Genomic DNA, 21,967 nt, shown 5'->3' with positions numbered 1-21,967 from the left:
AAACGGAGGGCAACAAGATGAAAGGTCAACATGAATATCCACCAGTAGAAAAGCACTCGATTCACTTGGTATCCAATCTGCTGCACAAATTCAGTCGCTGGTACGAACTTCACCGGGAGCGCGAGTTGTTGGCGAGTCTGAGCGATGAAGCACTGAAAGACATCGGCATGAGTCGTGCGGATGTGGAGTTCGAGTCGGTCAAACCGTTCTGGAATGACCCGATGCACAAATGAGTAATGCACAACTACACAAACCGTCTCCCGGTGAGGTAGGTTGCGAGCAGACAAGGAGATGCTCATGCCCGCAACAGTGTCCTTTTCCATCAAACAGGCTCGGCGTCTGGCGCTGGCTGCCCAAGGGTTCAGCGGGCGCCAGCCGCCGGCGGCGATAAAACCGGTCCAGCTCAATCGTCTGATTGAACGGCTGGGCATTCTGCAGATCGATTCGGTCAACGCGTTGGTGCGTTCGCACTACCTTCCCTTGTTTTCCCGCCTCGGCAATTACTCATCCGACTTGCTCGACCAGGCTGCCTGGAGTTCGGGCCGGCGGCGCACGCTATTCGAATATTGGGGCCATGAAGCCTCGTTGCTGCCCTTGTCGATGTACCCGTTGATGCGCTGGCGCATGCTGCGCGCGACCCGTGGCGAAGATATCTACCAGCAATTGGCACGTTTCGGTCGTGAGCAGCAGGACACGATTCGTCGGGTGCTGGCCTCGGTTCAGGAACTGGGCGCGCTGGGTGCCGGAAGTCTGTCGACCCGTCAGGAGCGGGCAGGGCCCTGGTGGGACTGGAGCGCGGAAAAGCATGCGCTGGAATGGTTGTTCGCCGCCGGTGAAGTGACCGTGGCCGGGCGGCGCGGGTTTGAGCGGCTTTATGATCTGCCGGAGCGGGTGATTCCTTCGGCGATACTCCAGCAACCGTTGCTCTCGGAAGCTGAGGCTCAGCGAGGTCTGTTGCGACATGCCGCGAATGCCTTGGGTGTGGCGACTGAGAAGGACCTGCGCGATTATTTTCGCCTGAGTCCCGGTGATGCCCGTCCGCGCTTGGCGGAACTGGTGGAGGCGGGTGAATTGCTGAGCTGTGAAGTCCAGGACTGGCGGCAACCGGCTTATTGTCTGCCAGTGCCGAAAGTGCCGCGCAAGGTTGAGGCCAGCGCCTTGCTCTCACCGTTTGATTCGTTGATCTGGGAGCGCAGCCGCACCGAGCGCCTGTTCGAATTTCGTTATCGGCTGGAGATTTATACGCCGCAGGACAAGCGGGTCTACGGTTATTACGTGTTGCCGTTTTTGCACATTGAACGGATTGCCGCGCGGGTAGACCTGCGCGCCGAGCGGGCGCTGGGCCGGCTGGCGGTGCACGCTGTGCATGAGGAAGAACCGGGGCTGGATGACGAGGGGATGCTGGCGTTGGCGGTTAATCTGCGGCGGATGGCGGATTGGCTGGGGCTTGAGCGGATTCAGTTGAATTGTCCGCGGGCGAGTGCGGCGCGGTTGCGGGTGGCATTGGCTAGCTTCGGCGGTGATTGAGCGGACGCCTTCGCGAGCAGGCTCGCTCCCACAGGTACAGCGCAATCCTGTGGGAGCGAGCCTGCTCGCGATAGAGGCGACGCAATTTAGCGTCGGACTTGCTTCAACGTTTCGGCAATCAAAAACGCCAATTCCAGCGACTGATCGGCATTCATCCGCGGATCGCAATGGGTGTGATACCGGTCCGACAATCCGTCTTCGGTAATCGGCCGCGCGCCGCCAATGCACTCGGTGACGTTCTGCCCGGTCATCTCGATGTGGATACCACCGGCATAAGTGCCTTCCGCTTCGTGAACCTGGAAGAACTGCTTCACTTCGCCAAGGATCTGCGCAAAGTCGCGGGTCTTGTAGCCGCTGCTGGCCTTGATGGTGTTGCCGTGCATCGGGTCGGAACTCCAAAGCACGTGCTTGCCTTCACGCTGCACCGCGCGGATCAACGCCGGCAAATGATCGCCAACCTTGTTCGCACCCATCCGCGCAATCAGATTCAGGCGGCCCGGATCGTTGTCCGGATTGAGCACATCGATCAGGCGAATCAGGTCTTCGGGGTTCATGCTCGGGCCGACTTTGACCCCGATCGGGTTGTTCACGCCGCGCAGGAACTCGACGTGAGCGCCGTCGAGCTGACGGGTGCGGTCGCCGATCCACAGCATGTGCGCCGAGCAATCGTAGTAATCGTTGGTCAGGCTGTCGCGACGCACGAAGGCTTCTTCGTAGTTCAGCAACAGCGCTTCGTGGGCAGTGAAGAAGCTGGTTTCGCGCAGTTGCGGCGAGCTGTCCATGCCGCAAGCGCGCATGAACGCCAGGGTTTCATCAATGCGATCGGCCAGGTGGCTGTACTTCTCGGCCAGCGCCGAGTTGGCGATGAAATCCAGGTTCCACTTGTGCACCTGATGCAGGTCGGCGAAGCCGCCCTGGGCGAAGGCGCGCAGCAGGTTCAGGGTCGCGGTGGACTGGTGATAGGACTGCAGCAGGCGTTCCGGGTCCGGTACGCGGCTTTTTTCGTCGAAACCGATGCCGTTGACGATGTCGCCACGGTAGGCCGGCAGGGTCACGCCGTCGATGGTTTCGTCGTTGGCCGAACGCGGTTTGGCGAACTGCCCGGCCATGCGCCCGACCTTGACCACCGGGCAACCGGCGGCGAAGGTCATGACAATCGCCATTTGCAGCAGGACTTTAAAGGTGTCGCGGATTTTCGCGGCGGAGAACTCGGCGAAGCTTTCGGCACAATCGCCGCCCTGCAGCAGAAACGCGCGGCCCTGGGTCACTTCGGCAAACTGACGGCGCAACTCCCGGGCTTCACCGGCAAACACCAGTGGCGGATAGCTGGCCAGGGTTTGCTCGACGTGCAGCAAATGCGCCGCGTCGGGGTAGTGGGGTTGTTGCTGGATCGGCAAGGCGCGCCAGCTGTCAGGGCTCCAGGGTTGGCTCATCACGGTCTCTAGTGTTTTACGCTCGGACGGTCATGTTATCAGCAATTAGTGCGTGACCTGTTCCCGTCGCTTCGCGGACAATCGCGCCTTTGCCGCTGTCTGCAGCGGTTTTATTGAGCTGCAGTTTACATTGCAGGCCCGGTAACGATCAGGAGACGAAATGACTGAGGAGCGCGTCGAGCATCTGCTCGCCGAGGTGGAGGATGAGTTCGGCGTGATTCGCGTGCTGGAAGTGGCCGATTACCGTTTTCTCGAGTTCGGTGATGCCATCGAGCAGAGCTGCGTGTTCACGGCTGACCCGAGCTGGCTCGAATACGATTACACCCGGGCGATGCTGATTGGCGCGTTGTGCCACGAGCAGCCGGAAAGCGCGCTGTTCCTCGGCCTCGGCGCCGGCACCCTGACCCAGGCCTGCCTCAAGTTTCTGCCGCTGGAAGACGTCGAAGCCATCGAACTGCGCCCCGACGTGCCGCGCCTGGCCATTGAATACCTTGGGCTGGATGACGATCCGCGACTGTATATCCGGGTGGGCGATGCGCTGGAGTTGCTTGATACCGCTGAGCCGGCGGATCTGATTTTCGTCGACCTCTATACCGATGTCGGGCCAGGTGTCGGGCATCTGGCGTGGAATTTCCTCGAAAACTGTCAGAAACGCCTGAATCCGGGTGGCTGGCTGGTGATCAATCAGTGGGCCACCGACGATGGCAAGCCGTTGGGCGCGGCGTTGTTTCGCGGGCTCTATCACCGGCATTACTGGGAACTGCCGGTGAAGGAGGGCAATGTGATTCTGATCGTGCCATCGGAGCTGGATCAGGAACTGGACATGGATGGCCTGAACGCCCGGGCCGAAGGGCTGGCGCCGCGTTTGGGGTATTCGTTGCAGTCGTTGATCAAGGCGATCCGCCCGGCGACATAAGTGTTGTTTGTCAGGGCCTCATCGCGAGCAAGCTCGCTCCCACAGGGGAATGCATTTCAATGTGGGAGCGAGCTTGCTCGCGATGGCCATCTTCCAGTCAACACATGCCTCAGAGTCCTTTGAAGACCCCCGGTCGCTTCTCGATCATCGACCGCACGCCCTCCTTGACATCCTCGCTAGCCAGCAGCTTCTTCACCAACGCCGGCAACCCCTGCGCCGCCGCTGTTTCCCCTTCATAACGTGCCTGCCTCGCAGACATCAACGTCGCCTGAACCCCAAGCGGCGCCTGCCGGGCAATCCGCTCAGCCAACTCAATCGCCCGTGGAAGCAGATCCTCGCTGGCCATGACTTCCTGGACCAATCCCAGGTGCAGCGCTTCATGGGCATCGAACTCATCGCCGGTCAGCAGCCAGCGCATGGCGTTGCCCCAGCCAGCGACCTGATGCAGGCGCAACGTGGCACCACCGAACGGGAAAAGCCCGCGTTGCACTTCTTTCTGGGCGAAGCGGGTGTTGCTGGCGCACAGGTTGATGTCAGCGGCCAGCATCAATTCGATACCGATGGTCAGGCAGTAGCCTTGCGCGGCGACAATCACCGGTTTACTAACCCTGGGGCCCGTGAATACACCCCACGGATCGCAGCCGCCGGGCGGTGTCTGCCAGCCTTCAGCCAGGGCCGCGCTGGCACTGACCAGGTCCAGCCCTGCGGTGAAATGCTCACCATGGCCGAACACTACCGCCACTCGCGCCTCGCTGTCGGCCTCGAACTCGCCATAGGCCAGGCTCAGTTCGTTGAGCAGATCGAGGTCGAAGGCGTTGCATTTGGCCACCCGATCCAGGCCTATCATCAGGACATGACCGTGTCGTTCACGGGTTACACGACTGGAGCCGGACTGATTCATGAAGCATTTCCTCGGGCGGGAAGGGATATGTGAGACCGCAGGTCTGCGTCACAAGGGTGAACCGTTTTAGCGCGATCGCCAGCAGGGCTGGGCCTTTGCAAAATAGACCGTTGCACGATGATCCGCAAAGCGTGTGACAGAACGCTATACGCGGCAGTTTTCCGACAAATAAAGCTCCCTTTTTGGGCTATTTCCGGTATAGTGCGCGCCGGCCTTTAACCGGGCCGCGTTTAGGTAGCGCAATTTCCCGAAGTCAGCTTCGGCTGCACGTCCGTACAGCGGACTCTCCCTTGACGAATCTTTTTCATTCATTCGTTTTCGCAAATCCCCGCCGACAAAGCAGCCAGGGCGACTCTTGAGTCTTACACGGCATGCGCAGCTTTGGAGCATGGGTCTTTGCGGATGCACTTAGAGGCAGACCCATGACCCAGGAAACCGGCGGCTTCGCCGCTTTTAATCTTAATCCGAATATTCTTGCAGCCGTCATCGCGACTGGCTACGAAGAGCCTTCGGCTATTCAGCATCAATCGATCCCGATCATCATGGCCGGTCACGACATGATTGGTCAGGCGCAAACCGGTACGGGTAAAACCGCTGCGTTCGCCCTGCCGATTCTGCATCGCATCGATCCTGCTAAGCGCGAGCCGCAAGCCCTGATCCTGGCGCCAACCCGTGAGTTGGCGCTGCAAGTAGCAACCGCTTTCGAAACCTACGCCAAGCAAATGCCGGGCGTTACCGTTGTGGCCGTTTACGGCGGCGCCCCTATGGGTCCACAACTGAAAGCAATCCGTAATGGCGCGCAGATCGTTGTCGCCACTCCGGGCCGTCTGTGCGACCACCTGCGTCGTGACGAAAAAGTCCTGTCTACCGTGAACCACCTGGTTCTCGACGAAGCGGACGAAATGCTCAAACTGGGTTTCATGGACGACCTCGAAGTTATCTTCAAGGCTCTGCCACCAACCCGTCAGACCGTATTGTTCTCGGCTACCTTGCCGCAGTCGATCCGTGCCATTGCCGAACGCCATCTGCGCGATCCGCAACACGTGAAGATCCAGACCAAGACTCAGACCGTTACCGCGATCGAACAGGCTCACCTGTTGGTTCACGCTGACCAGAAGACCTCGGCTGTATTGAGCCTGCTGGAAGTTGAAGACTTCGATGCCCTGATCATGTTCGTGCGCACCAAGCAAGCGACCCTGGACCTGGCCAGTGCCCTGGAAGCCAAAGGCTACAAAGCCGCTGCGCTGAACGGTGACATTGCTCAGAACCAACGTGAGCGCGTCATCGAATCCCTCAAGGATGGCCGTCTGGACATCGTTGTGGCGACCGACGTTGCTGCTCGTGGTCTGGACGTTCCGCGTATCACTCACGTGTTCAACGTGGATATGCCGTACGACCCAGAGTCCTACGTTCACCGTATCGGCCGTACTGGCCGTGCCGGTCGCGAAGGTCGTGCGCTGCTGCTGGTAACTCCACGTGAGCGCCGCATGCTGCAAGTGATCGAGCGTGTAACCGGTCAGAAAGTTGCCGAAGTTCGTCTGCCGGACGCTCAAGCTGTTCTCGATGCTCGCATCAAGAAGTTGACCAACAGCCTGTCGCCGCTGGTGGCTGATGCCGAATCGACTCACGGTGATCTGCTGGATCGCCTGACTGCCGACATCGGTTGCACCCCGCGTGCACTGGCCGCTGCACTGCTGCGCAAGGCCACCAACGCTCAGGCGTTGACCCTGGCTGCAATCGAGAAAGAACGTCCATTGGTGCCGAACAACGCACCGCGTGGCGATCGTCCAGAGCGTACCGGTGATCGTCCGGACCGTGGTGATCGTGAGCGTCGTGCTCCGGTTGCATTGGCCGAAGGTCGTGCTCGTTGCCGTACCGCGCTGGGTGCGCGTGATGGTATCGCTGCCAAGAACCTGCTGGGCGCCATCCTCAACGAAGGTGGCCTGGCTCGCGAAGCAATCGGTCGCATCCAGGTGCGTGACAGCTTCAGCCTCGTCGAGCTGCCGGAAGATGGTCTGGAAAAACTCCTGACCAAACTGAAGGACACTCGCGTTGCTGGCAAGCAGTTGAAGCTGCGTCGCTATCGCGAAGATTGATCCGCTCTCGGGCTGATTGATCGAACATAAAAAATCCCCGACTGGTTCGGGGATTTTTTTTGCGCATCCAAAAACGCTCTGTATGTAGCAGCTGCTACAGATTTAATCCGTCACTTGGCCGCCGCCAGGTCGAGCCCGGCTTCGTCCAGATGGCGCTTGAGTGACAGGTTGAAGGCTCGGGAAACTTCCCATTGCTTGATCGGCGCGGTCTTGAATCGGGCACGAAGAATCGCATTGCCTGAGCCTTTCGGCCGCTGTGGCTGATCGGCAGTTTCGCCGCCTTCGGTGAAGCCTTGTTCTTCGGTCGGGCCAAATCGCATCCGCACTCGGTGGCCGACCCAGATCAGCGCGGCGGCGAGCAAGCTCCAGACCATCAGGATCATGGCGAAGGCAAAAATGATTGGTAGCGATTCAGCAGCGTCATGAGGCAGACGAGGACGAAACACGGCAGGGCAAAAAGACGAGCGAACACTAGGCGGTCAACCTCGGGATAAGCAGATCGATCGAGTGTACGAGCGCGTCAAAATCAATGCGAGCCAGGGGAAGGATTTATTCGTTGAGTTTGGCGAGGATCTTGAAAACCACGGTAGCGAGAATCGTCAGCATGCCGATCCACATCGCGAACACGCCGGCGTTCTTGTCGCGAAAATTGAAGCCGATTGCCAGCATGATCATCCCGGCAAGAATCGGGATCAGCATGGAGTGAAACGAAGACATCGAGATCATGAGCGACTGCCTTGTCGAAGGGGGTAGTTAAAGTGTAGGAGCTGTCGAGTGAAACGAGGCTGCGATCTTTTGACTTTGCTATTTAAAAACAAGATCAAAAGATCGCAGCCTCGTTTCTCTCGACAGCTCCTACCAGCTCCTACAGGATTATGGCAGCTCGCGGCAGGCGTAAAACGCGCTCAACACTTTGACCAGGTGCGCCAGATCATGGCTGCCGCACAGCTCGCGGATCGAGTGCATGGCGAATGTCGGCAGGCCGATGTCCACGGTGCGCACGCCCAGGTGGCTGGCGGTGATCGGGCCGATGGTCGAGCCACAGCCCATGTCGCTGCGCACCACGAAGCTCTGCACCGGCACTTCTTCGGCCATGCACAGATGGCGGAAGAACCCTGCAGTTTCGCTGTTGGTGGCGTAGCGCTGGTTGCTGTTGACCTTGATCACCGGGCCGGCGTTGAGTTTCGGGCCGTGGTTGGCATCGTGCTTGTCGGCATAGTTGGGGTGCACGCCGTGGGCGTTGTCGGCCGAGACCAGCAGGGATTTCTGAATGGTCCGTACGAATTCATCACCTTCGGGCAACAGGCGACGCAGCGTTTGCTCAAGCATCGGGCCGTCGGCGCCGCAGGCTGAACAGGAGCCGACTTCTTCGTGATCGTTGCAGACCAGTACGCAGGTTTCGTCGGTTTCGGTGGTCAGCAAGGCTTGCAGGCCGGCATAGCACGACAGCAAATTGTCCAGGCGTGCGCCAGCAATAAAGTCGCCATTCAGGCCGATGACCGCAGCACTTTGGGTGTCGTAGAAGCTCAGCTCATAGTCGAGCACCACGTCGGCGTTCAAGCCGTGTTCACGGGCGAGTTGATCGGTCAGCACGGCACGGAAGTCCACACGCTCGTCACCGGCAAATTGCGCGAGGATCGGCGGCAGTTCGGTCTGGGCGTTGATTGCCCAGCCCATGTTGGCTTCACGGTTAAGGTGAATGGCCAGGTTCGGGATGGTGGCGATCGGCGCCTTGAAGTCGATCAACTGGCTCTCGACCTTGCCATCACGACGGAAGGTCACACGGCCGGCCAGGGACAGGTCGCGGTCGAACCATGGCGCCAGCAGTGCGCCGCCATAGACTTCGACGCCTAGCTGCCAGAAGCCCTGGCGTTGCAGTTCCGGCTGGGGTTTGACCCGCAGGCACGGGCTGTCGGTGTGGGCGCCGACCAGGCGAATGCCGCCATGCAGGGGTGAATGACGGCCCATCTTGAACGCGACGATCGAAGAGTCGTTACGGGTGACGTAGTAGCGACCGTTGGCTTCGGTGGTCCATGGCTCGCGCTCGTCGAGGCGTTGATAGCCCGCCGCTTCCAGGCGCTGAACAAGGCTGGCGGTGGCATGGAATGGGGTAGGGGAGGCCTTGAGGAAATCGATCAGGCCTTGGTTCAACTCTTCGCGCATAAGTAGCTCCAGACAGCAATGGCGCAAGTTTAACGTATTGCCTCGCGGCATTGCAGAGACAATGCCGTTCGGTATGCGTCGGCTGCTGGTTGGCGAGGAGGATGAGTCAACCAGTGATCAGGTTGCCATTGAGGAACACTTCGCGACGTTGCTTGCGGCCTACATATTCATGTTTGCTCGCGAGGTACACCTCGTTGAATTTTTCCTTCGAAATGCCGGGGATCTCCCGAATATAGTCGTCCACAAGTCGGTCGTAGGCGGCTTCGGTGATGAGCTTGTAGATGTCCCGGCGATAGAAGAAGCCCAGCTGAAAACCCAGGGTTTCGCTTGGGTGGTTTGTCTGGCCGGCAAAGCAGTTTTCAAAGTCGATGGCTTTGAGCGGGGTCTGGGGCGTTTGCGGAATCATGATGTTGCCGGCCCAGAAATCCATGTGCGTGATGTTCTTGCGCGACAGGGAGTTCAGCAATTGGAAAGCATCGAGAATGAATGTTTCGACGTTATCCGGGTTGCGTTTCAGCCATTGCACACCGTCGATATGATCGTCGAGCAGGCGCGTGATAATGAAATACTCCTGGGTCAGCCCCAGTCGGTCCTTGGTGTAACCAAACCCTTGCAGCGGCGGCATTTGAACGCCACGGCGCTGCGCTTCGAGCGTGTTGATCAGCTCTTCCAGCGGCCAGTCGAATCGGCCATTGCGCTGTGGTTTGCCAAAGGTTACGCGCACTTTGGCCTTTAACGTATCCAGCGGCTGGACCTTGGCAAACAGCGGGGTGTCGCCGCAGGTGAGCGGCGCACTCGCACGGGTGAGCTTGCGGGCACGTCGTTTGTGAATGAGTTGTTCAAGTGCCTGCTGCGCTTCAGCTGAGGGTTGCTCACTAAGGTGCAGCGTGGTGTTGAAGAGGCAGAAGGTAAAAGGATAATCGTCTTGGAATGTCTTGTTGCTGAGCACGAGGGCTTCCTGCCTGCTATCAAAGTGCTGGCATTTTACGTTTCATTACAAATTTGTGACAATATTTTCACGCCGTTTTCACGTCTATTTGTAACGAGAAAAACGCCCTTCAATGGAAGGGCGTTTTTTTGGTTCAGCGGTTGCTTAAAAAGGAGCAGGACACTCGAAGCGCAAGCGCTCGCCGCTTTGCGGGTGAGTGAAGCTCAGCATGCTCGCATGCAGACACAGTCGTGGCCAGGCCGCCAATGCTTGCTCGTGGGCATAGAGCCCGTCACCCAACAGCGGGTGACCGATGGAGAGCATGTGCACGCGCAACTGATGGGATCGGCCGGTGATCGGCGTCAATTCGACTCGACACCAATCGCCGCAACGCTCCAATACGCGCCAGAAGGTCAGGGCATGTTTGCCGAATTCGTGGTCCACCACATGGCGTGGCTTGGTCGGAGGGTCGTAGCGCAAGGGCAGGTCGATGCTGCCACTGTCCAGTTCCGGCTGGCCCCAACACAGGGCGGTGTAGGCCTTTTCGGTTTCGCGGTCGTGAAATTGCCGAGACAGTTCGCGATGAGTGTCCGGGTCGCGGGCCAACAGAATAATGCCGGAAGTTTCCCAGTCCAGACGATGGACGATTCGCGCTTCGGGGTAGCCGTTTTCTTGCAGGCGGGTAATCAGGCAGTCCTTGTTGTCATCGGCCCGGCCAGGGACGGAGAGCAGCAGGGTCGGTTTGTTCACCACCAATACGGCGGCGTCCTGATGGATGATGCGGATGTTGGACAACGGCATTAAAACAGCCTCGTAACAACGCCAACGGCGGCTCAGAACCCTCATTGTCCCGTGTAGGAGCTGCCGCAGGCTGCGATCTTTTGATTCTGTTTTAAAACAAGATCAAAAGATCGCAGCCTGCGGCAGCTCCTACAGGGGCTCAAAGATTCTGAGCCGCCGTGGCTCCTGTCTGATCGACTAGCGGTCAGGCAGGGTGATATTGAGTTCCAGAATCGAGCAGCTGCCCTGGTTTTCCAGAGCGACGTGCACGTCATCGGACCCGATATTGACGTACTTGCGGATCACCTCGACCAATTCCTTCTGCAGGGCTGGCAGGTAGTCCGGTGTACTGCGTTGGCCGCGTTCGTGCGCCACGATGATCTGTAGACGCTCTTTCGCTACCGACGCGGTGCTGACCTTTTTGCTGGCACGAAAGAAGTCAAAAAGATTCATTATCTACCTCCAAACAGGCGCTCGAAGAATCCCTTCTTCGTTACATCGAGAAAACGATGCTCCACGGTTTTGCCCAGCAGACGTTCGACCGCATCGCTGTATGCCTGACCGGCATCGCTCTGGTCGTCGAGAATCACCGGCACGCCCGAGTTGGAAGCTTTGAGTACCGCTTGGGATTCCGGAATGACACCCAGTAGGGTGACGGCCAGGATATCCTTGACGTCTTCGACGCCGAGCATTTCGCCGTCGCTGACCCGTTGCGGGTTGTAGCGGGTCAGCAGCAAGTGTTCCTTGATCGGCTCTTCGCCGTTTTCGGCGCGGCGGGACTTGCTGGCCAGCAGGCCGAGCATGCGGTCCGAGTCACGTACCGAGGACACTTCCGGGTTGGTCACGACGATCGCTTCATCAGCGAAGTACATGGCCAGGTGGGCGCCCTTCTCGATGCCGGCCGGGGAATCGCAGACCACGAATTCGAAGTCTTCTTTCAGCGCCATCAACACTTTTTCCACGCCTTCCACAGTCAGCGCGTCTTTATCGCGGGTCTGACTGGCGGCCAGTACGTAGAGGTTTTCCAGGCGTTTGTCTTTGATCAGGGCTTGTTGCAGGTTGGCTTCGCCGTTCACTACGTTGACGAAGTCATACACCACGCGGCGCTCGCAACCCATGATCAGGTCGAGGTTACGCAGACCGACGTCGAAGTCGACGATGACTGTTTTGTGGCCGCGCAGTGCGAGGCCGGTACCGATAGCAGCACTGGTGGTGGTCTTACCCACACCACCCTTGCCGGATGTAACCACGAGAATCTTGGCCAAGGTGTTTCACCCCTAAGGAAAAAGGACATTTAGCCCCTGAAAAACATCTCTAGAAAAACTACTGCAGTCGGACAGCCTTGGCTGGAATCCGGTCCAGAACGGCGCTTACCTTGGGTAAACACTGCTTATGGCCTTTTTCCTACTTCGTTTGAGCCGTTTTCGCTACGTTTTAGAGATGTTTGGAAAATGCGGCAGTATCCGTTAAAGCCGAATGATGTTCAACACATCGCCCGACAGGCTTATCTGTACGCCCGCGCCCCACATAGGGTCGCGACGCAGATCCTCCGAAACCTTGTAGTGGCCTGCGATGGAAACCAGTTCAGCGCTCATTTGCTGACAGAAAATCCTGGCTTTCGTGTCGCCCTTCACGCCGGCCAACACACGACCGCGCATCGGGCCGTATACATGGATGTTTCCATCGGCGAGAAGTTCCGCCCCCGGGCTGACCGACGAGATCACGACCAGATCACAGCCCTGGGCATAAATCTGCTGGCCACCGCGTACGGGCGACGTGATGATTTTCGTTGGCTTGATGGTCGGCTCCGGTGGTTTTTCCGGTTTTTTTGCAACGACGCCTTCGTGCGGGTCAAGCGCACGTTCACGGGCGCCGGACGGTGGCAGCACCGGTAGGTCGACCGCGATGGCCGCGGCGATGTCTTCAATGCGGCTGGCACGGATCGCCAGGGTGCGCAGGCCATGCTGGCGGCAGACGCGCATCAGGCTGGGCAGATCAACTGCGCCTTCGCTGGCCGGAAGTTTGTCCAGGGCCAGCACCAGTGGCGCGTTGCTGAAGAAGTTAGGCGCCTGGGCAACCTTGGCGGCCAGTTGACGATCAAGATTCTCGAGGTCGTTACGGGCCAGTTCCAGCACCGTAATGGCGAGCATGCTGCCCTTCAGCTGGAACACGGGCTCTTGGTCTAGCGGTTCGGTTTGGCTCATGATCGGCATACAACGACTTGTCACTAAAAGTGCCGAGACTTATAACGAGAACGCCCGCGAGCCGCAAGCCGGGTCGAACGATGTAGAATGCGCGGCCATTGTCTTTCCGGAACCTTTAATGGATCGCCCGCGTTTTCGAAGAGCATTTCTTTCTCCACGTTTCTGGCCGCTGTGGTGTGGCTTGGGGCTGTTGTGGCTGATTGTCCAGTTACCGTATCCGGCGTTGCTGTCGATCGGTCGCGCCTTGGGTGCATTGATGTATCGAGTAGCGGGCGACAGACGGCGCATTGCCAAGCGCAATCTCGAACTGTGTTTCCCTGAAAAAACCGCTGCCGAGCGCAAGCGCCTGCTCAAGGAAAACTTCGCCTCCACGGGCATCGCGTTTTTCGAGATGGCGATGAGCTGGTGGTGGTCGCGCGAGCGCTTGGCGAAGCTGGCCCATGTCGAAGGGTTGGAGCATTTGAAAAAGGCCCAGCGCGACGGCAAAGGCGTGATCCTGATGGCCGTTCATTTCACCACGCTGGAAATCGGCGCGGCGTTGCTCGGTCAGCAACACACCATCGACGGCATGTACCGCGAGCACAAGAATCCGTTGTTCGACTACGTCCAGCGCCTGGGGCGCGAGCGGCACAACGTCGACTCGCTGGCGGTGGAACGCGACGACGTGCGCGGCATGCTGAAATTGCTGCGGGCAGGCCGGGCCATCTGGTACGCACCGGATCAGGACTATGGCGCCAAGCAAAGTATCTTCGTGCCGTTGTTCGGGATTCAGGCCGCGACTGTCACCGCCACCAGCAAGTTTGCGCGGCTGGGCAAGGCGCTGGTGGTGCCGTTCACTCAGGAACGTCTGGCTGACGGCAGCGGTTATCGACTGATGATTCATGCACCGCTCGAGGGTTTCCCCGGCGAGACCGAAGAGGCCGATTGCATCCGCATCAATCAGTGGGTCGAAGGCGTATTGCGCGAATGTCCAGAGCAATACCTCTGGGCTCATCGCCGCTTCAAGAGCCGCCCACCGGGCGAACCCAAGTTGTACGCAAAACGCGGTTGAACCGCCGATCCCTATAAGCACCATGGAGTGTTGCGATGAGTCCTGCTGAACCGGTTACAGGGTTGATTCTTTCCGGCGGCGGGGCTCGGGCGGCCTATCAGGTAGGTGTGCTGGCGGCGATTGCCGAGCTGTTGCCGGTGGGGGCAGCGAATCCGTTCCCGGTAATTGTCGGCACCTCGGCCGGCGCGATCAACGCGGTCAGCCTCGCCAGTGGTGCGATGGACTTCCGTGGTGCGATTCAACGTCTGACAGCCTTCTGGCAGGGCTTTCGCAGTCATCTGGTGCTGCGCAGCGACTGGCCGGGCGTGATTCATCAGGCCAGCCGTTTTGTCAGCCACAGTTTGCTCGGGATTGGCGCTCAGGTGCCGGTGGCCTTGCTCAACAGTTCGCCGCTGCGCGGATTGCTCGACGACAAACTGCAGATGAGCGGAATTGCCGAGGCCATTGCACAGAAGCAGTTGCAGGCGGTTGCGGTGACCGCGTTCGGCTACGAGTCCGGTCAGGCGGTGACCTTTTATCAGGGCGGCGGCACCATCAATGCCTGGTTGCGCCATCGGCGAATCGGCGTTCCCACGCAATTGACCGTCGATCACTTGCTGGCCAGTTCAGCGATTCCGCTGCTGTTCGCGCCAGTGAAAATCGGTGAAGAGTATTTCGGTGACGGCGCGGTACGCCAGTCGGCGCCGATCAGCCCGGCGCTGCACCTGGGTGCCAGCCGGGTGCTGGTGGTGGGCGTCAGCGGCAACCCCCGCGGCGTCGACCCGGAACAACCGCTGCAACGCGCCTACACCGGCCAGCAGCCGAGCCTGGCGCAGATCGGCGGGCACCTGCTCAACAGCACGTTCATTGACAGCCTGGAAAGTGATATCGAATTGCTGCAGCGGCTCAATCAGTTCAGTCATCTGTTGCCCGATGGCACGCCGACCCGAGCACTCGGGGTGGCGCCAGTGGAGGTGCTGGTGATTTCGCCGAGTCAGCCGATCGATGAGATTGCGGCGCGGCATCGGCAGGAGTTGCCGGCGGCGCTGCGCCTGTTTCTGCGCGGTCCGGGGGCGACCAAGACGAGCGGGGCGGGTGTGCTGAGTTATCTGCTGTTCGAGGCGGGGTATTGCAGCGAATTGATTGATCTGGGGCGACGGGATGCGTTGGCCAAGCGGGATGAGTTGTCCCGGTTTTTGGGATTGTCATAAAGCAAAAGATCGCAGCCTGCGCCAGCACCTATCCCGGATGCGCACGTCCATAGGCGCTGGCAAAGGCTGCAATCTTTTGGTTTTACATCAGAAGTGGAGCTTCACCAGGAAGCTCGTGGTGCTCTGATCGGTCTTGAAGAACTGGCTGTCTTTGATCCCGTACTTGTCCGACCAGTAGTCGTACTCCACACCGACATACAACTGCTTCTCACCAATGCTCAACGCCTTGCCCAAGTCGTATTTGACCTGTGGGTTGAAGTGCAGGTTGGCGTGGTAGTCGCCTTTGGAGTTAGAGTCGTTGTCGACCACCCAATCCATGAAACCATCGATCAGGATGTTCGAATCGCCGACCGGGATGGTGTAGGACCAGGCCGGGGTGATTTGCCAGACGTTGTCGCCCGCACGGCTGCCTTCGGTATGGCGCTGATAGAAGTTCAGCTGGAAGTAGTCGAAGCCCGGGATCGCCAGGTCGAAACCAGGACCGATCAGGTAGGACTCGGTATCGCCTTCACCGAACTCGTACGTCATGGCCAGCAACACGTCTTTGACCGGGCCGAATTCGATTTTCTGGTCGAGGACCTTGCCCAGGGAAATTCGTGGGCTGAACTCACCGTAATAGGTGTTCGGGCCGACGTTGAAATCCTTGTCGCCGTTGTAGAAGATTTTGTCGACGAAGAAGAAGTTATCCCCATATTTCCAGCCATCGGCGTGTTCGAAAGTCACGGTCTGCTGAATGCGCGGATTGACCTGGAAGTCCTTGCCATACAGGTAGGTCAGGCTGTTGTTCTGCCATTGCAGCAAGTCGCCGGCCATTGCCTGGCCCCCGGCCAGCAACGATCCCGCCAGCATCAGGCTAGTGCACGTACGTTTCATTCGGTTGCTCCCAAAAAGTAGGTGGTTCCACGTTATTTTTTTAAGGTCGGCGCTCTGGTGTGGCGCCTTTTTCTGTCGCTGTAAAAATCATCCAATCGGTCAGCTTCAGTGCTGTTAGCAAGAGCTGCGCCAAGGCTTTCAAAAAGCCAAAAAACTCCCGCTCGGCTGCTCAAGAGCAGTCGATTCAGAGAGGTTTTGGAGTGCCTTGGTACCGTCCAGAGCCGGGATAAGTTGGCTTTCTGGTCAGGAATTAGATCCGGGCTTTTTTTTAGACCAGATTCGGGCGGCCGCGGAGAATACTGACTCCTTGGCCGGGTCTCAAGTGCCCCGCAACAGCGCACCGACGACAGGTTTGGAGCACGGTTGCGGGCCATCTTAAAAGTGCACCTTGACCAGCAGGCTGGTGGTGTTCTCATTAGTGTCGAAGTTGGCGTTGTTTTCGATGCCGTATTTGTCTTTCCAGTAGCTGTATTCGACGCCGACGTACACCTGTTTCTCCCGCCAGCCCAAGGCCTTCCCCAGGTCATATTTGATCTGCGGGTTCAAGTGCAGGTTGGCGTGGTAGGTGCCATTTGAGTTCTGGTCGTTATCCACGACCCAGTCGATGTAGCCGTCGATCAACAGGTTCGAGTTGCCCAATGGCAGGGTGTAGGACCAGGCCGGCGTGATCTGCCAGACATCGTCGCCGGGACGCGAGCCTTCGGTCTGGCGATAGTAGAAGTTCAAGGTGAAAAAATTGAAGCCCGGTACCGCGAGGTCGAAACCGGGGCCGATCAGATAGGCCTCGGTGTCGTCTTCGCCATTCTCGTAGGTCATGGCCAGCAACACGTCCTTGATCGGACCGAATTCGAACCGGCGGTCGAGGATTTTGCCGAAAGACAGGCGCGGACTGAACTCGCCGTAGTAGGCGTGAACGCCTTTATTCCGATCCTTCTCGCCGTTGTAGTACGTACTGTCGACGAACAGGAAATTGTCGCCGTACTTCCAGCGGTCGGCATGCTCGAACGTAACCGTTTGCTGGATCGACGGATTGACCGCGAAGTCCTTGCCATACAGATAGCTCAGGCTGTTGGTCTGCCACAGCAGTAAATCTCCGGCCATGGCTTGACTCGCGGCCAACAGGCCACCGCCCAACAGCATGTTTGTCTGTGTCCGAATCATCTGTTGCTCCCTCTTGTTTTTATTGTTTGGCGCGCGGGCAGCCACCCACCCACCTGTGGGAGCGAGCCTGCTCGCGAAGAGGCCATTGGCTTCAACATCACTGTTGACTGATATACCGCTTTCGCGAGCAGGCTCGCTCCCACAGGGTTCTGTGGCGTTAGTGGGTTAGTGGATTAGTGCGGGTGGACTTGGCAGTCGTTGATGGCCGCGCGTTCAGCGCCGCCGAGGATGTTGAACAGCAGGTTCAACGACAGCGCACTCAGCGTCGCCATGGCAATTCCGCTGTGGGTGATGGGGCTCATCCACAGTGGCAGGTGCGCGAAGAATTCCGGACGGACCACCGGAATCAGCCCCATGCCGATGCTCACCGCCACCAGCAACTGGTTGCGACGGTCACCGATGTCGGCTTCCTGAAGAATCTTGATCCCGGTGGCGGCGACCATGCCGAACATCGCAATAGCCGCGCCGCCCAGTACAGCGGGCGGAATCGATGCCACCAGAAACGCCGCTTTCGGCAGCAGGCTCAACACCACCAGCAAACCACCGGCGACGATGGTCACTGAACGGCAGCGCACACCGGTCATTTGCACCAGGCCGATGTTCTGGGCGAAAGAGGAGTGGGTGAAGGTGTTGAAGAATCCGGCGAAGAACGAGGCGCCTGCGTCACACAGCAAACCGCGACGGAGCATGCGTGGGCAGACTTCCTGGCCGGTAATTTTGCCCAGCGCCAGGAACATCCCGGTGGACTCGACGAAGATGATCACCACCACAAGGCACATCGAAAGAATCGGTGCGAGTTCGAACTTCGGCATGCCGAAATGCAGCGGGGTAACGAATTGCAGCCATGGCGCCTGGGCCATGCCACTCAGGTCGACCATGCCGATCAGGCCACAGAGCACGTAACCCAGGCACATGCCGATCAGCACGGAAATGTTGACCCAGAAACCGCGCATGAAGCGATGGACCAACAGGATGGTTGCCAGCACCAGCGCGGCGATGGCCAGGTAAATCGGTGAGCCGAATTGCGTGGCACCCGCACCGCCGCCGGCCCAATTCACGGCCACGGGGAACAGCGACAAACCGATTGAGGTGATGACTGTGCCGGTCACCAGAGGCGGGAAGAAGCGCACGACTTTGGACATGAACGGGGCGATGATCATGCCGAAGAAACCGGCGGCGATGGTCGCGCCGAAGATCCCTTGCAGGCCGATACCAGGCATGCCGGCCATGGCGACCATGCTGCCGACGGCGGCGAAACTGGCGCCCATCATCACCGGCATACGGATGCCCATAGGGCCGATGCCCAGCGATTGCACGATGGTGGCGATCCCGGCCACCAGCAGGTCGGCGTTGATCAGAAAGGCGATTTCTTCACGACTCAGGCCGGCGGCCTGCCCGATGATCAGAGGCACCGCGATGGCTCCACCGTACATCAGCAGAACGTGTTGCAGACCCACCAGGATCAGTTGCAAAAGGGGCAAACGCTGAATAGCGGGTGCGTCGGGGATGCGCGCTTCGGATAGCTCGGACATGCAACACCTCGGATCTTTTTTATTCTTATGATTTTGTGCATCAGGTGGACCTGTGGGAGCGGGCTTGCTCGCGAAGAGGCCATTACATTCAACATTACCGTTGACTGACCCGACGCTTTCGCGAGCAAGCCCGCTCCCACAGGGATCTGCGTTGCACCTGTAGGAGTGGGCTTGCCCGCGTAGCTTTCAGCGGTTAGTTGGTTGGGGCTCCCTGAACAATCCACGCGCCAATCAGGTCACGTTCCTGCTGGGTCATCTGGGTGATGTTGCCCAGTGGCATGATCTGGCTGGTGACGGCTTGCGCCTGGATGCGCGCGGCGTTCTGACGGATCTGTTCGGGGGTGTCGAACATCACGCCACCCGGCGCCGCGCTGAACAGTGGGCTGGTTGGTTTGGCCGAGTGGCAAACCGTGCAGCGTTCCTGAATCACGTCGTGCACCTTGTCGAAGCCCGGGCCGGCGTTCGACGCTTGCGCGGGTGCCGCTTCTGGTGCCGCTGCAGCCGGTTTCTTGCCACCGCCGAGGGCGGTTTCCGGCAGAGGCTGATACTCGATGACGCCCGCTGCCTTCGCGACTTCCGGCGCGCTGGACATCGGCTTCGGACCGCTGACATAGGCCAGGCAAATCATGCCCACCGCTGCCACCGGCAGGGTCCAGGCATATTTGTGGCTGTCGTGACGGGTGTTGAAGTAGTGACGCACCAACACCGCCAGCACCGCGATCCCGGCCAGGATCAGCCAGTTGTATTGGCTGCCGTAAGTGCTCGGGAAGTGGTTGCTGATCATGATGAACAGCACCGGCAAGGTGAAGTAGTTGTTATGACGCGAACGCAGCAAGCCTTTGGCCGGCAGCGCCGGATCCGGCGTGCGGTTCTCGGCAATCGCCGCCACCAGTGCGCGCTGCGCCGGCATGATGATGCGAAACACGTTGCCGACCATGATGGTGCCGATGATCGCGCCGACGTGCAGGTACGCGCCACGACCGCTGAACACTTTGCTGAAGCCGTAGGCGGCGCCAATGATCAGCACGAACAGGATGAAGCCGAGCAGGGCAGGGCGTTTGCCCAGGGCCGAGTCGCAAAGGAAGGAGTAGACGAACCAGCCGATGAACAACGAGGCAATGCCCAGGGCAACACCTTCAGGGCCGGTCAGGCTGCTGCCCGGTGCGAGCAGGTACAGCGTCGGGTTGGAGTAGAACACCACGCACAGCAGCGCGATCCCCGACAGCCAGGTGAAATAGGCTTCCCATTTGAACCAGTGCAGGTTGTCCGGCATGGTCGGTGGAGCCAGTTTGTATTTTTCCAGGTGATAGATACCGCCGCCGTGGATCGCCCACAAATCGCCCGCCAAGCCACTTTTCGGGTTGACCCGATTGAGGTTGTTTTCCAGCCAGACGAAATAGAACGACGCGCCGATCCAGGCCACGCCAGTAATCATGTGAACCCAGCGTATGCTCAGGTTCAGCCATTCGAACAGATGTGCTTCCACAGTCTTTACCTCTCGCCTTTCACTCTGTTGTCGAGTGATCAGACCTTCTCTTATTGGTGGGGGGCGAGGATCAAACACTCATCCTCTTTGAAAAAATGCTCATCGCAGTTGTTGCCTGTGCCACTGCGATCAACCACCAGGAAGTCATCCCGCTTTTCGATCGTCAGCACCGGATGGTGCCAAACGCCGCGATGGTAATTAATGCCCTGCCTGCCGTTGGTGACGAAGGCGCGGACCAAGCCTGATACAGGTTCATCGCCAAGTGGCGCGACCACGATCAGAAAGGGGTTGCCGAGCAGCGGGATGAAAGCCTGGCTGCCCAGCGGGTGACGCTCCAGCATGCACACGGTCAGCGGCATGTCCTGCGCGTCGGCGCGGAAGATGCTGATAATCGCGTTATCCTCTGGCGTGGCGGTTTCAACCGTCGCCAGTTTGTGAAAGCGCATGGTCGAACCGTTGTTGATCATGAAGTGATCGCGGCCAGAGGTTTCGATCACGTCACCGAAAGGGGCGAAGGCTTCTTTGGTCAGCGGTTCAATCGTCAGTGTGCGCATGCTGGTCTTCTTTTCCGAAATTTGTGTTGTTAGATCTGACGCCTTCGCGAGCAAGCCCGCTCCCACATTTGGAATGCATTCCCCTGTGGGAGCGGGCTTGCTCGCGAATGGCCTCACCGCTTATTTCGCGACCTTGCCCAAAACGCGCAGGCGACTTACACCACCATCCGGGAACACATTGAGGCGGATGTGCGTGATCGGGCCCAGCGCCTTGATCTGCTCGGCGAAGGTGTGTTCGGCGTGCATTTCCAGTTTCTGCGCCGGCAGCAGTTCACGCCAGAACAGCGATTGGGTTTCGATCTGGCTGTCGGTGCCGCCCTTCACGAAGGCGCCCTGGATTGAGCACGTGTCCGGGTAGTTGCCCTTGAAGTGCAGGGTGTCGACGATGACTTTCTCGATTTCGCCGGCATGACCCAGCGCGACGATGACCCAGTCATTGCCCGGGGTACGACGACGTGCGGTTTCCCAGCCGTCGCCCATGTTGATGCCGCGGCCCGGGTTGAGGATGTTGCTCATGCGACCGAAATGTTCATCGGAGCAGGCGAGGGCGCGGCCACCGTTAAGCGCTGCAGCCAGGTCAACCTGTTCGTTGTCGCCCACAGCGGACCAGTCGCGGAACGGAATACCGTAAACACGCAGGCGGGCCACGCCACCATCCGGGTAGATGTTAAAGCGCAGATGGCTGAAGGCCTGGTCGTTGTTGATTTCGTGGAAGTGGTGGCTGTTGCCTTGCAGCTCGACGGCCGACAGCACTTCAGTCCACTGGGTGTTTTCGTCCGGCTCGCCCGAGGCCAGGAAGCACGCTTCCAGAGAGGCCGATGGCGGGAAGTTGCCGGTGAAGAATGAAGTGTCGATGTCCACGCCTTTGATCGAACCTGGTACGCCCAGGCGGATCACGGCGCTGTCGTAGCCTTCGAAGCGCTTGCGGCGCGACTCCCAGCCGTCCATCCACTTGCCGTTGTCATCGAACACGCCTTCCTTCCACACAGCCGGGGTCGGTTGGAACAGGCGGTTGGCATCAGCGAACCAGTCATCGGTGACCGAGATGATTTTGGTGCCCAGGCGGGCGTCGGCCAGGTTGACGAACTTCTCGAAAGGTACGGCGTAAGCTTTCATTCTTCTTGTCTGCCTTTAATAAGTTGGCTTGGGATGCTCTCAGGGCCCTGGGTTCG

21 protein-coding genes and 1 pseudogene are annotated in these 21,967 nt (G+C 59.1%); 6 read left to right on the top strand and 16 right to left on the bottom strand.

The window, feature by feature from the left end; genetic code table 11:
• The first annotated feature begins 17 nt into the window (after positions 1 to 17).
• On the top strand, positions 18 to 233 hold the full coding sequence (locus ACYZTX_RS20865) for a DUF1127 domain-containing protein (protein ID WP_462035662.1): 216 nt from the start codon (positions 18 to 20) through the stop codon (positions 231 to 233).
• Between the two features lie 64 nt (positions 234 to 297).
• On the top strand, positions 298 to 1,527 hold the full coding sequence (locus tag ACYZTX_RS20860; RefSeq protein WP_462035661.1) for a winged helix-turn-helix domain-containing protein: 1,230 nt from the start codon (positions 298 to 300) through the stop codon (positions 1,525 to 1,527).
• An 86-nt stretch (positions 1,528 to 1,613) separates the two neighbouring features.
• On the opposite strand, the gene ACYZTX_RS20855 is transcribed toward ACYZTX_RS20860, so the two are convergent.
• Positions 1,614 to 2,960 (bottom strand): class II 3-deoxy-7-phosphoheptulonate synthase, encoded by a 1,347-nt coding sequence (locus tag ACYZTX_RS20855; RefSeq protein ID WP_428275961.1) that lies wholly within the window; start codon positions 2,958 to 2,960, stop codon positions 1,614 to 1,616.
• Between the two features lie 160 nt (positions 2,961 to 3,120).
• Here ACYZTX_RS20855 and ACYZTX_RS20850 point away from each other — a divergent pair, with 160 nt between their 5' ends.
• Positions 3,121 to 3,876, top strand: coding sequence for a spermidine synthase (locus tag ACYZTX_RS20850; RefSeq protein ID WP_462035660.1), 756 nt, complete (start codon positions 3,121 to 3,123; stop codon positions 3,874 to 3,876).
• Between the two features lie 109 nt (positions 3,877 to 3,985).
• Here ACYZTX_RS20850 and ACYZTX_RS20845 read toward each other — a convergent pair whose 3' ends face one another.
• Positions 3,986 to 4,777, bottom strand: a complete 792-nt coding sequence (locus ACYZTX_RS20845) for a crotonase/enoyl-CoA hydratase family protein (RefSeq protein WP_462035659.1) — start codon at positions 4,775 to 4,777, stop codon at positions 3,986 to 3,988.
• 422 nt (positions 4,778 to 5,199) lie between these two features.
• On the opposite strand from ACYZTX_RS20845, the gene ACYZTX_RS20840 reads away from it, so the two are divergent.
• Positions 5,200 to 6,873 carry a DEAD/DEAH box helicase gene (locus ACYZTX_RS20840; RefSeq protein ID WP_309677529.1) on the top strand — a complete coding sequence of 558 codons (1,674 nt, stop codon included), beginning with the start codon at positions 5,200 to 5,202 and terminating at the stop codon, positions 6,871 to 6,873.
• A 110-nt stretch (positions 6,874 to 6,983) separates the two neighbouring features.
• Here ACYZTX_RS20840 and ACYZTX_RS20835 read toward each other — a convergent pair.
• The 8 genes and pseudogenes from ACYZTX_RS20835 to minC all read right to left on the bottom strand — a co-directional run.
• Positions 6,984 to 7,115 (bottom strand): annotated as a pseudogene (locus ACYZTX_RS20835) (hypothetical protein); the annotation flags it as partial.
• Positions 7,116 to 7,422: 307 nt separating this feature from the next.
• Complete coding sequence (locus ACYZTX_RS20830; RefSeq protein ID WP_462035658.1) at positions 7,423 to 7,599, bottom strand: hypothetical protein; 177 nt, start codon at positions 7,597 to 7,599, stop codon at positions 7,423 to 7,425.
• A gap of 147 nt (positions 7,600 to 7,746) precedes the next feature.
• Positions 7,747 to 9,036 carry a M18 family aminopeptidase gene (locus tag ACYZTX_RS20825; protein WP_462035657.1) on the bottom strand — a complete coding sequence of 430 codons (1,290 nt, stop codon included), beginning with the start codon at positions 9,034 to 9,036 and terminating at the stop codon, positions 7,747 to 7,749.
• 106 nt (positions 9,037 to 9,142) lie between these two features.
• Entirely contained in the window at positions 9,143 to 9,985 is an 843-nt protein-coding gene (locus ACYZTX_RS20820) for a protein kinase family protein (protein ID WP_462035656.1), read from the bottom strand.
• Positions 9,986 to 10,129: 144 nt separating this feature from the next.
• Positions 10,130 to 10,765 (bottom strand): RluA family pseudouridine synthase, encoded by a 636-nt coding sequence (locus ACYZTX_RS20815; RefSeq protein WP_008146175.1) that lies wholly within the window; start codon positions 10,763 to 10,765, stop codon positions 10,130 to 10,132.
• 177 nt (positions 10,766 to 10,942) lie between these two features.
• The gene (gene minE / locus ACYZTX_RS20810; protein ID WP_007898843.1) at positions 10,943 to 11,197 is read right to left on the bottom strand and encodes a cell division topological specificity factor MinE; all 255 of its coding nucleotides are present in this window, start codon (positions 11,195 to 11,197) and stop codon (positions 10,943 to 10,945) included.
• Positions 11,197 to 12,009 (bottom strand): septum site-determining protein MinD, encoded by an 813-nt coding sequence (gene minD / locus ACYZTX_RS20805; protein ID WP_462035655.1) that lies wholly within the window; start codon positions 12,007 to 12,009, stop codon positions 11,197 to 11,199. The genes minE and minD overlap by 1 nt, the downstream gene beginning before the upstream one ends.
• Before the next feature lie 201 nt (positions 12,010 to 12,210).
• Positions 12,211 to 12,948: a septum site-determining protein MinC gene (gene minC / locus ACYZTX_RS20800; RefSeq protein ID WP_462035654.1), complete on the bottom strand. Its 738-nt coding sequence runs from the start codon at positions 12,946 to 12,948 to the stop codon at positions 12,211 to 12,213.
• 118 nt (positions 12,949 to 13,066) lie between these two features.
• On the opposite strand from minC, the gene ACYZTX_RS20795 reads away from it, so the two are divergent.
• Positions 13,067 to 13,999 carry a lipid A biosynthesis lauroyl acyltransferase gene (locus ACYZTX_RS20795; RefSeq protein ID WP_462035653.1) on the top strand — a complete coding sequence of 311 codons (933 nt, stop codon included), beginning with the start codon at positions 13,067 to 13,069 and terminating at the stop codon, positions 13,997 to 13,999.
• A 35-nt stretch (positions 14,000 to 14,034) separates the two neighbouring features.
• Complete coding sequence (locus ACYZTX_RS20790) at positions 14,035 to 15,189, top strand: patatin-like phospholipase family protein (protein ID WP_462035652.1); 1,155 nt, start codon at positions 14,035 to 14,037, stop codon at positions 15,187 to 15,189.
• 87 nt (positions 15,190 to 15,276) lie between these two features.
• Here the strand turns inward: ACYZTX_RS20790 and ACYZTX_RS20785 are convergent, their stop codons facing one another.
• From ACYZTX_RS20785 to alc, 6 genes are all read right to left on the bottom strand, one after another.
• The gene (locus ACYZTX_RS20785) at positions 15,277 to 16,062 is read right to left on the bottom strand and encodes an outer membrane protein OmpK (protein WP_461978632.1); all 786 of its coding nucleotides are present in this window, start codon (positions 16,060 to 16,062) and stop codon (positions 15,277 to 15,279) included.
• 375 nt (positions 16,063 to 16,437) lie between these two features.
• Positions 16,438 to 17,223, bottom strand: a complete 786-nt coding sequence (locus ACYZTX_RS20780; protein WP_462035651.1) for an outer membrane protein OmpK — start codon at positions 17,221 to 17,223, stop codon at positions 16,438 to 16,440.
• A 173-nt stretch (positions 17,224 to 17,396) separates the two neighbouring features.
• Positions 17,397 to 18,755: a nucleobase:cation symporter-2 family protein gene (locus tag ACYZTX_RS20775; protein WP_462035650.1), complete on the bottom strand. Its 1,359-nt coding sequence runs from the start codon at positions 18,753 to 18,755 to the stop codon at positions 17,397 to 17,399.
• A gap of 193 nt (positions 18,756 to 18,948) precedes the next feature.
• Positions 18,949 to 20,241 carry a urate hydroxylase PuuD gene (locus ACYZTX_RS20770; protein WP_462035649.1) on the bottom strand — a complete coding sequence of 431 codons (1,293 nt, stop codon included), beginning with the start codon at positions 20,239 to 20,241 and terminating at the stop codon, positions 18,949 to 18,951.
• A 50-nt stretch (positions 20,242 to 20,291) separates the two neighbouring features.
• Entirely contained in the window at positions 20,292 to 20,795 is a 504-nt protein-coding gene (locus ACYZTX_RS20765; RefSeq protein ID WP_462035648.1) for an ureidoglycolate lyase, read from the bottom strand.
• A gap of 120 nt (positions 20,796 to 20,915) precedes the next feature.
• Complete coding sequence (gene alc / locus ACYZTX_RS20760) at positions 20,916 to 21,911, bottom strand: allantoicase (RefSeq protein ID WP_201112765.1); 996 nt, start codon at positions 21,909 to 21,911, stop codon at positions 20,916 to 20,918.
• Positions 21,912 to 21,967: the final 56 nt, after the last annotated feature.

This window comes from Pseudomonas sp. MDT1-17 (assembly GCF_054898105.1).
Note: the sequence above shows the minus strand (reverse complement) of the source record. Positions and strands in the feature narration are given on the sequence as shown.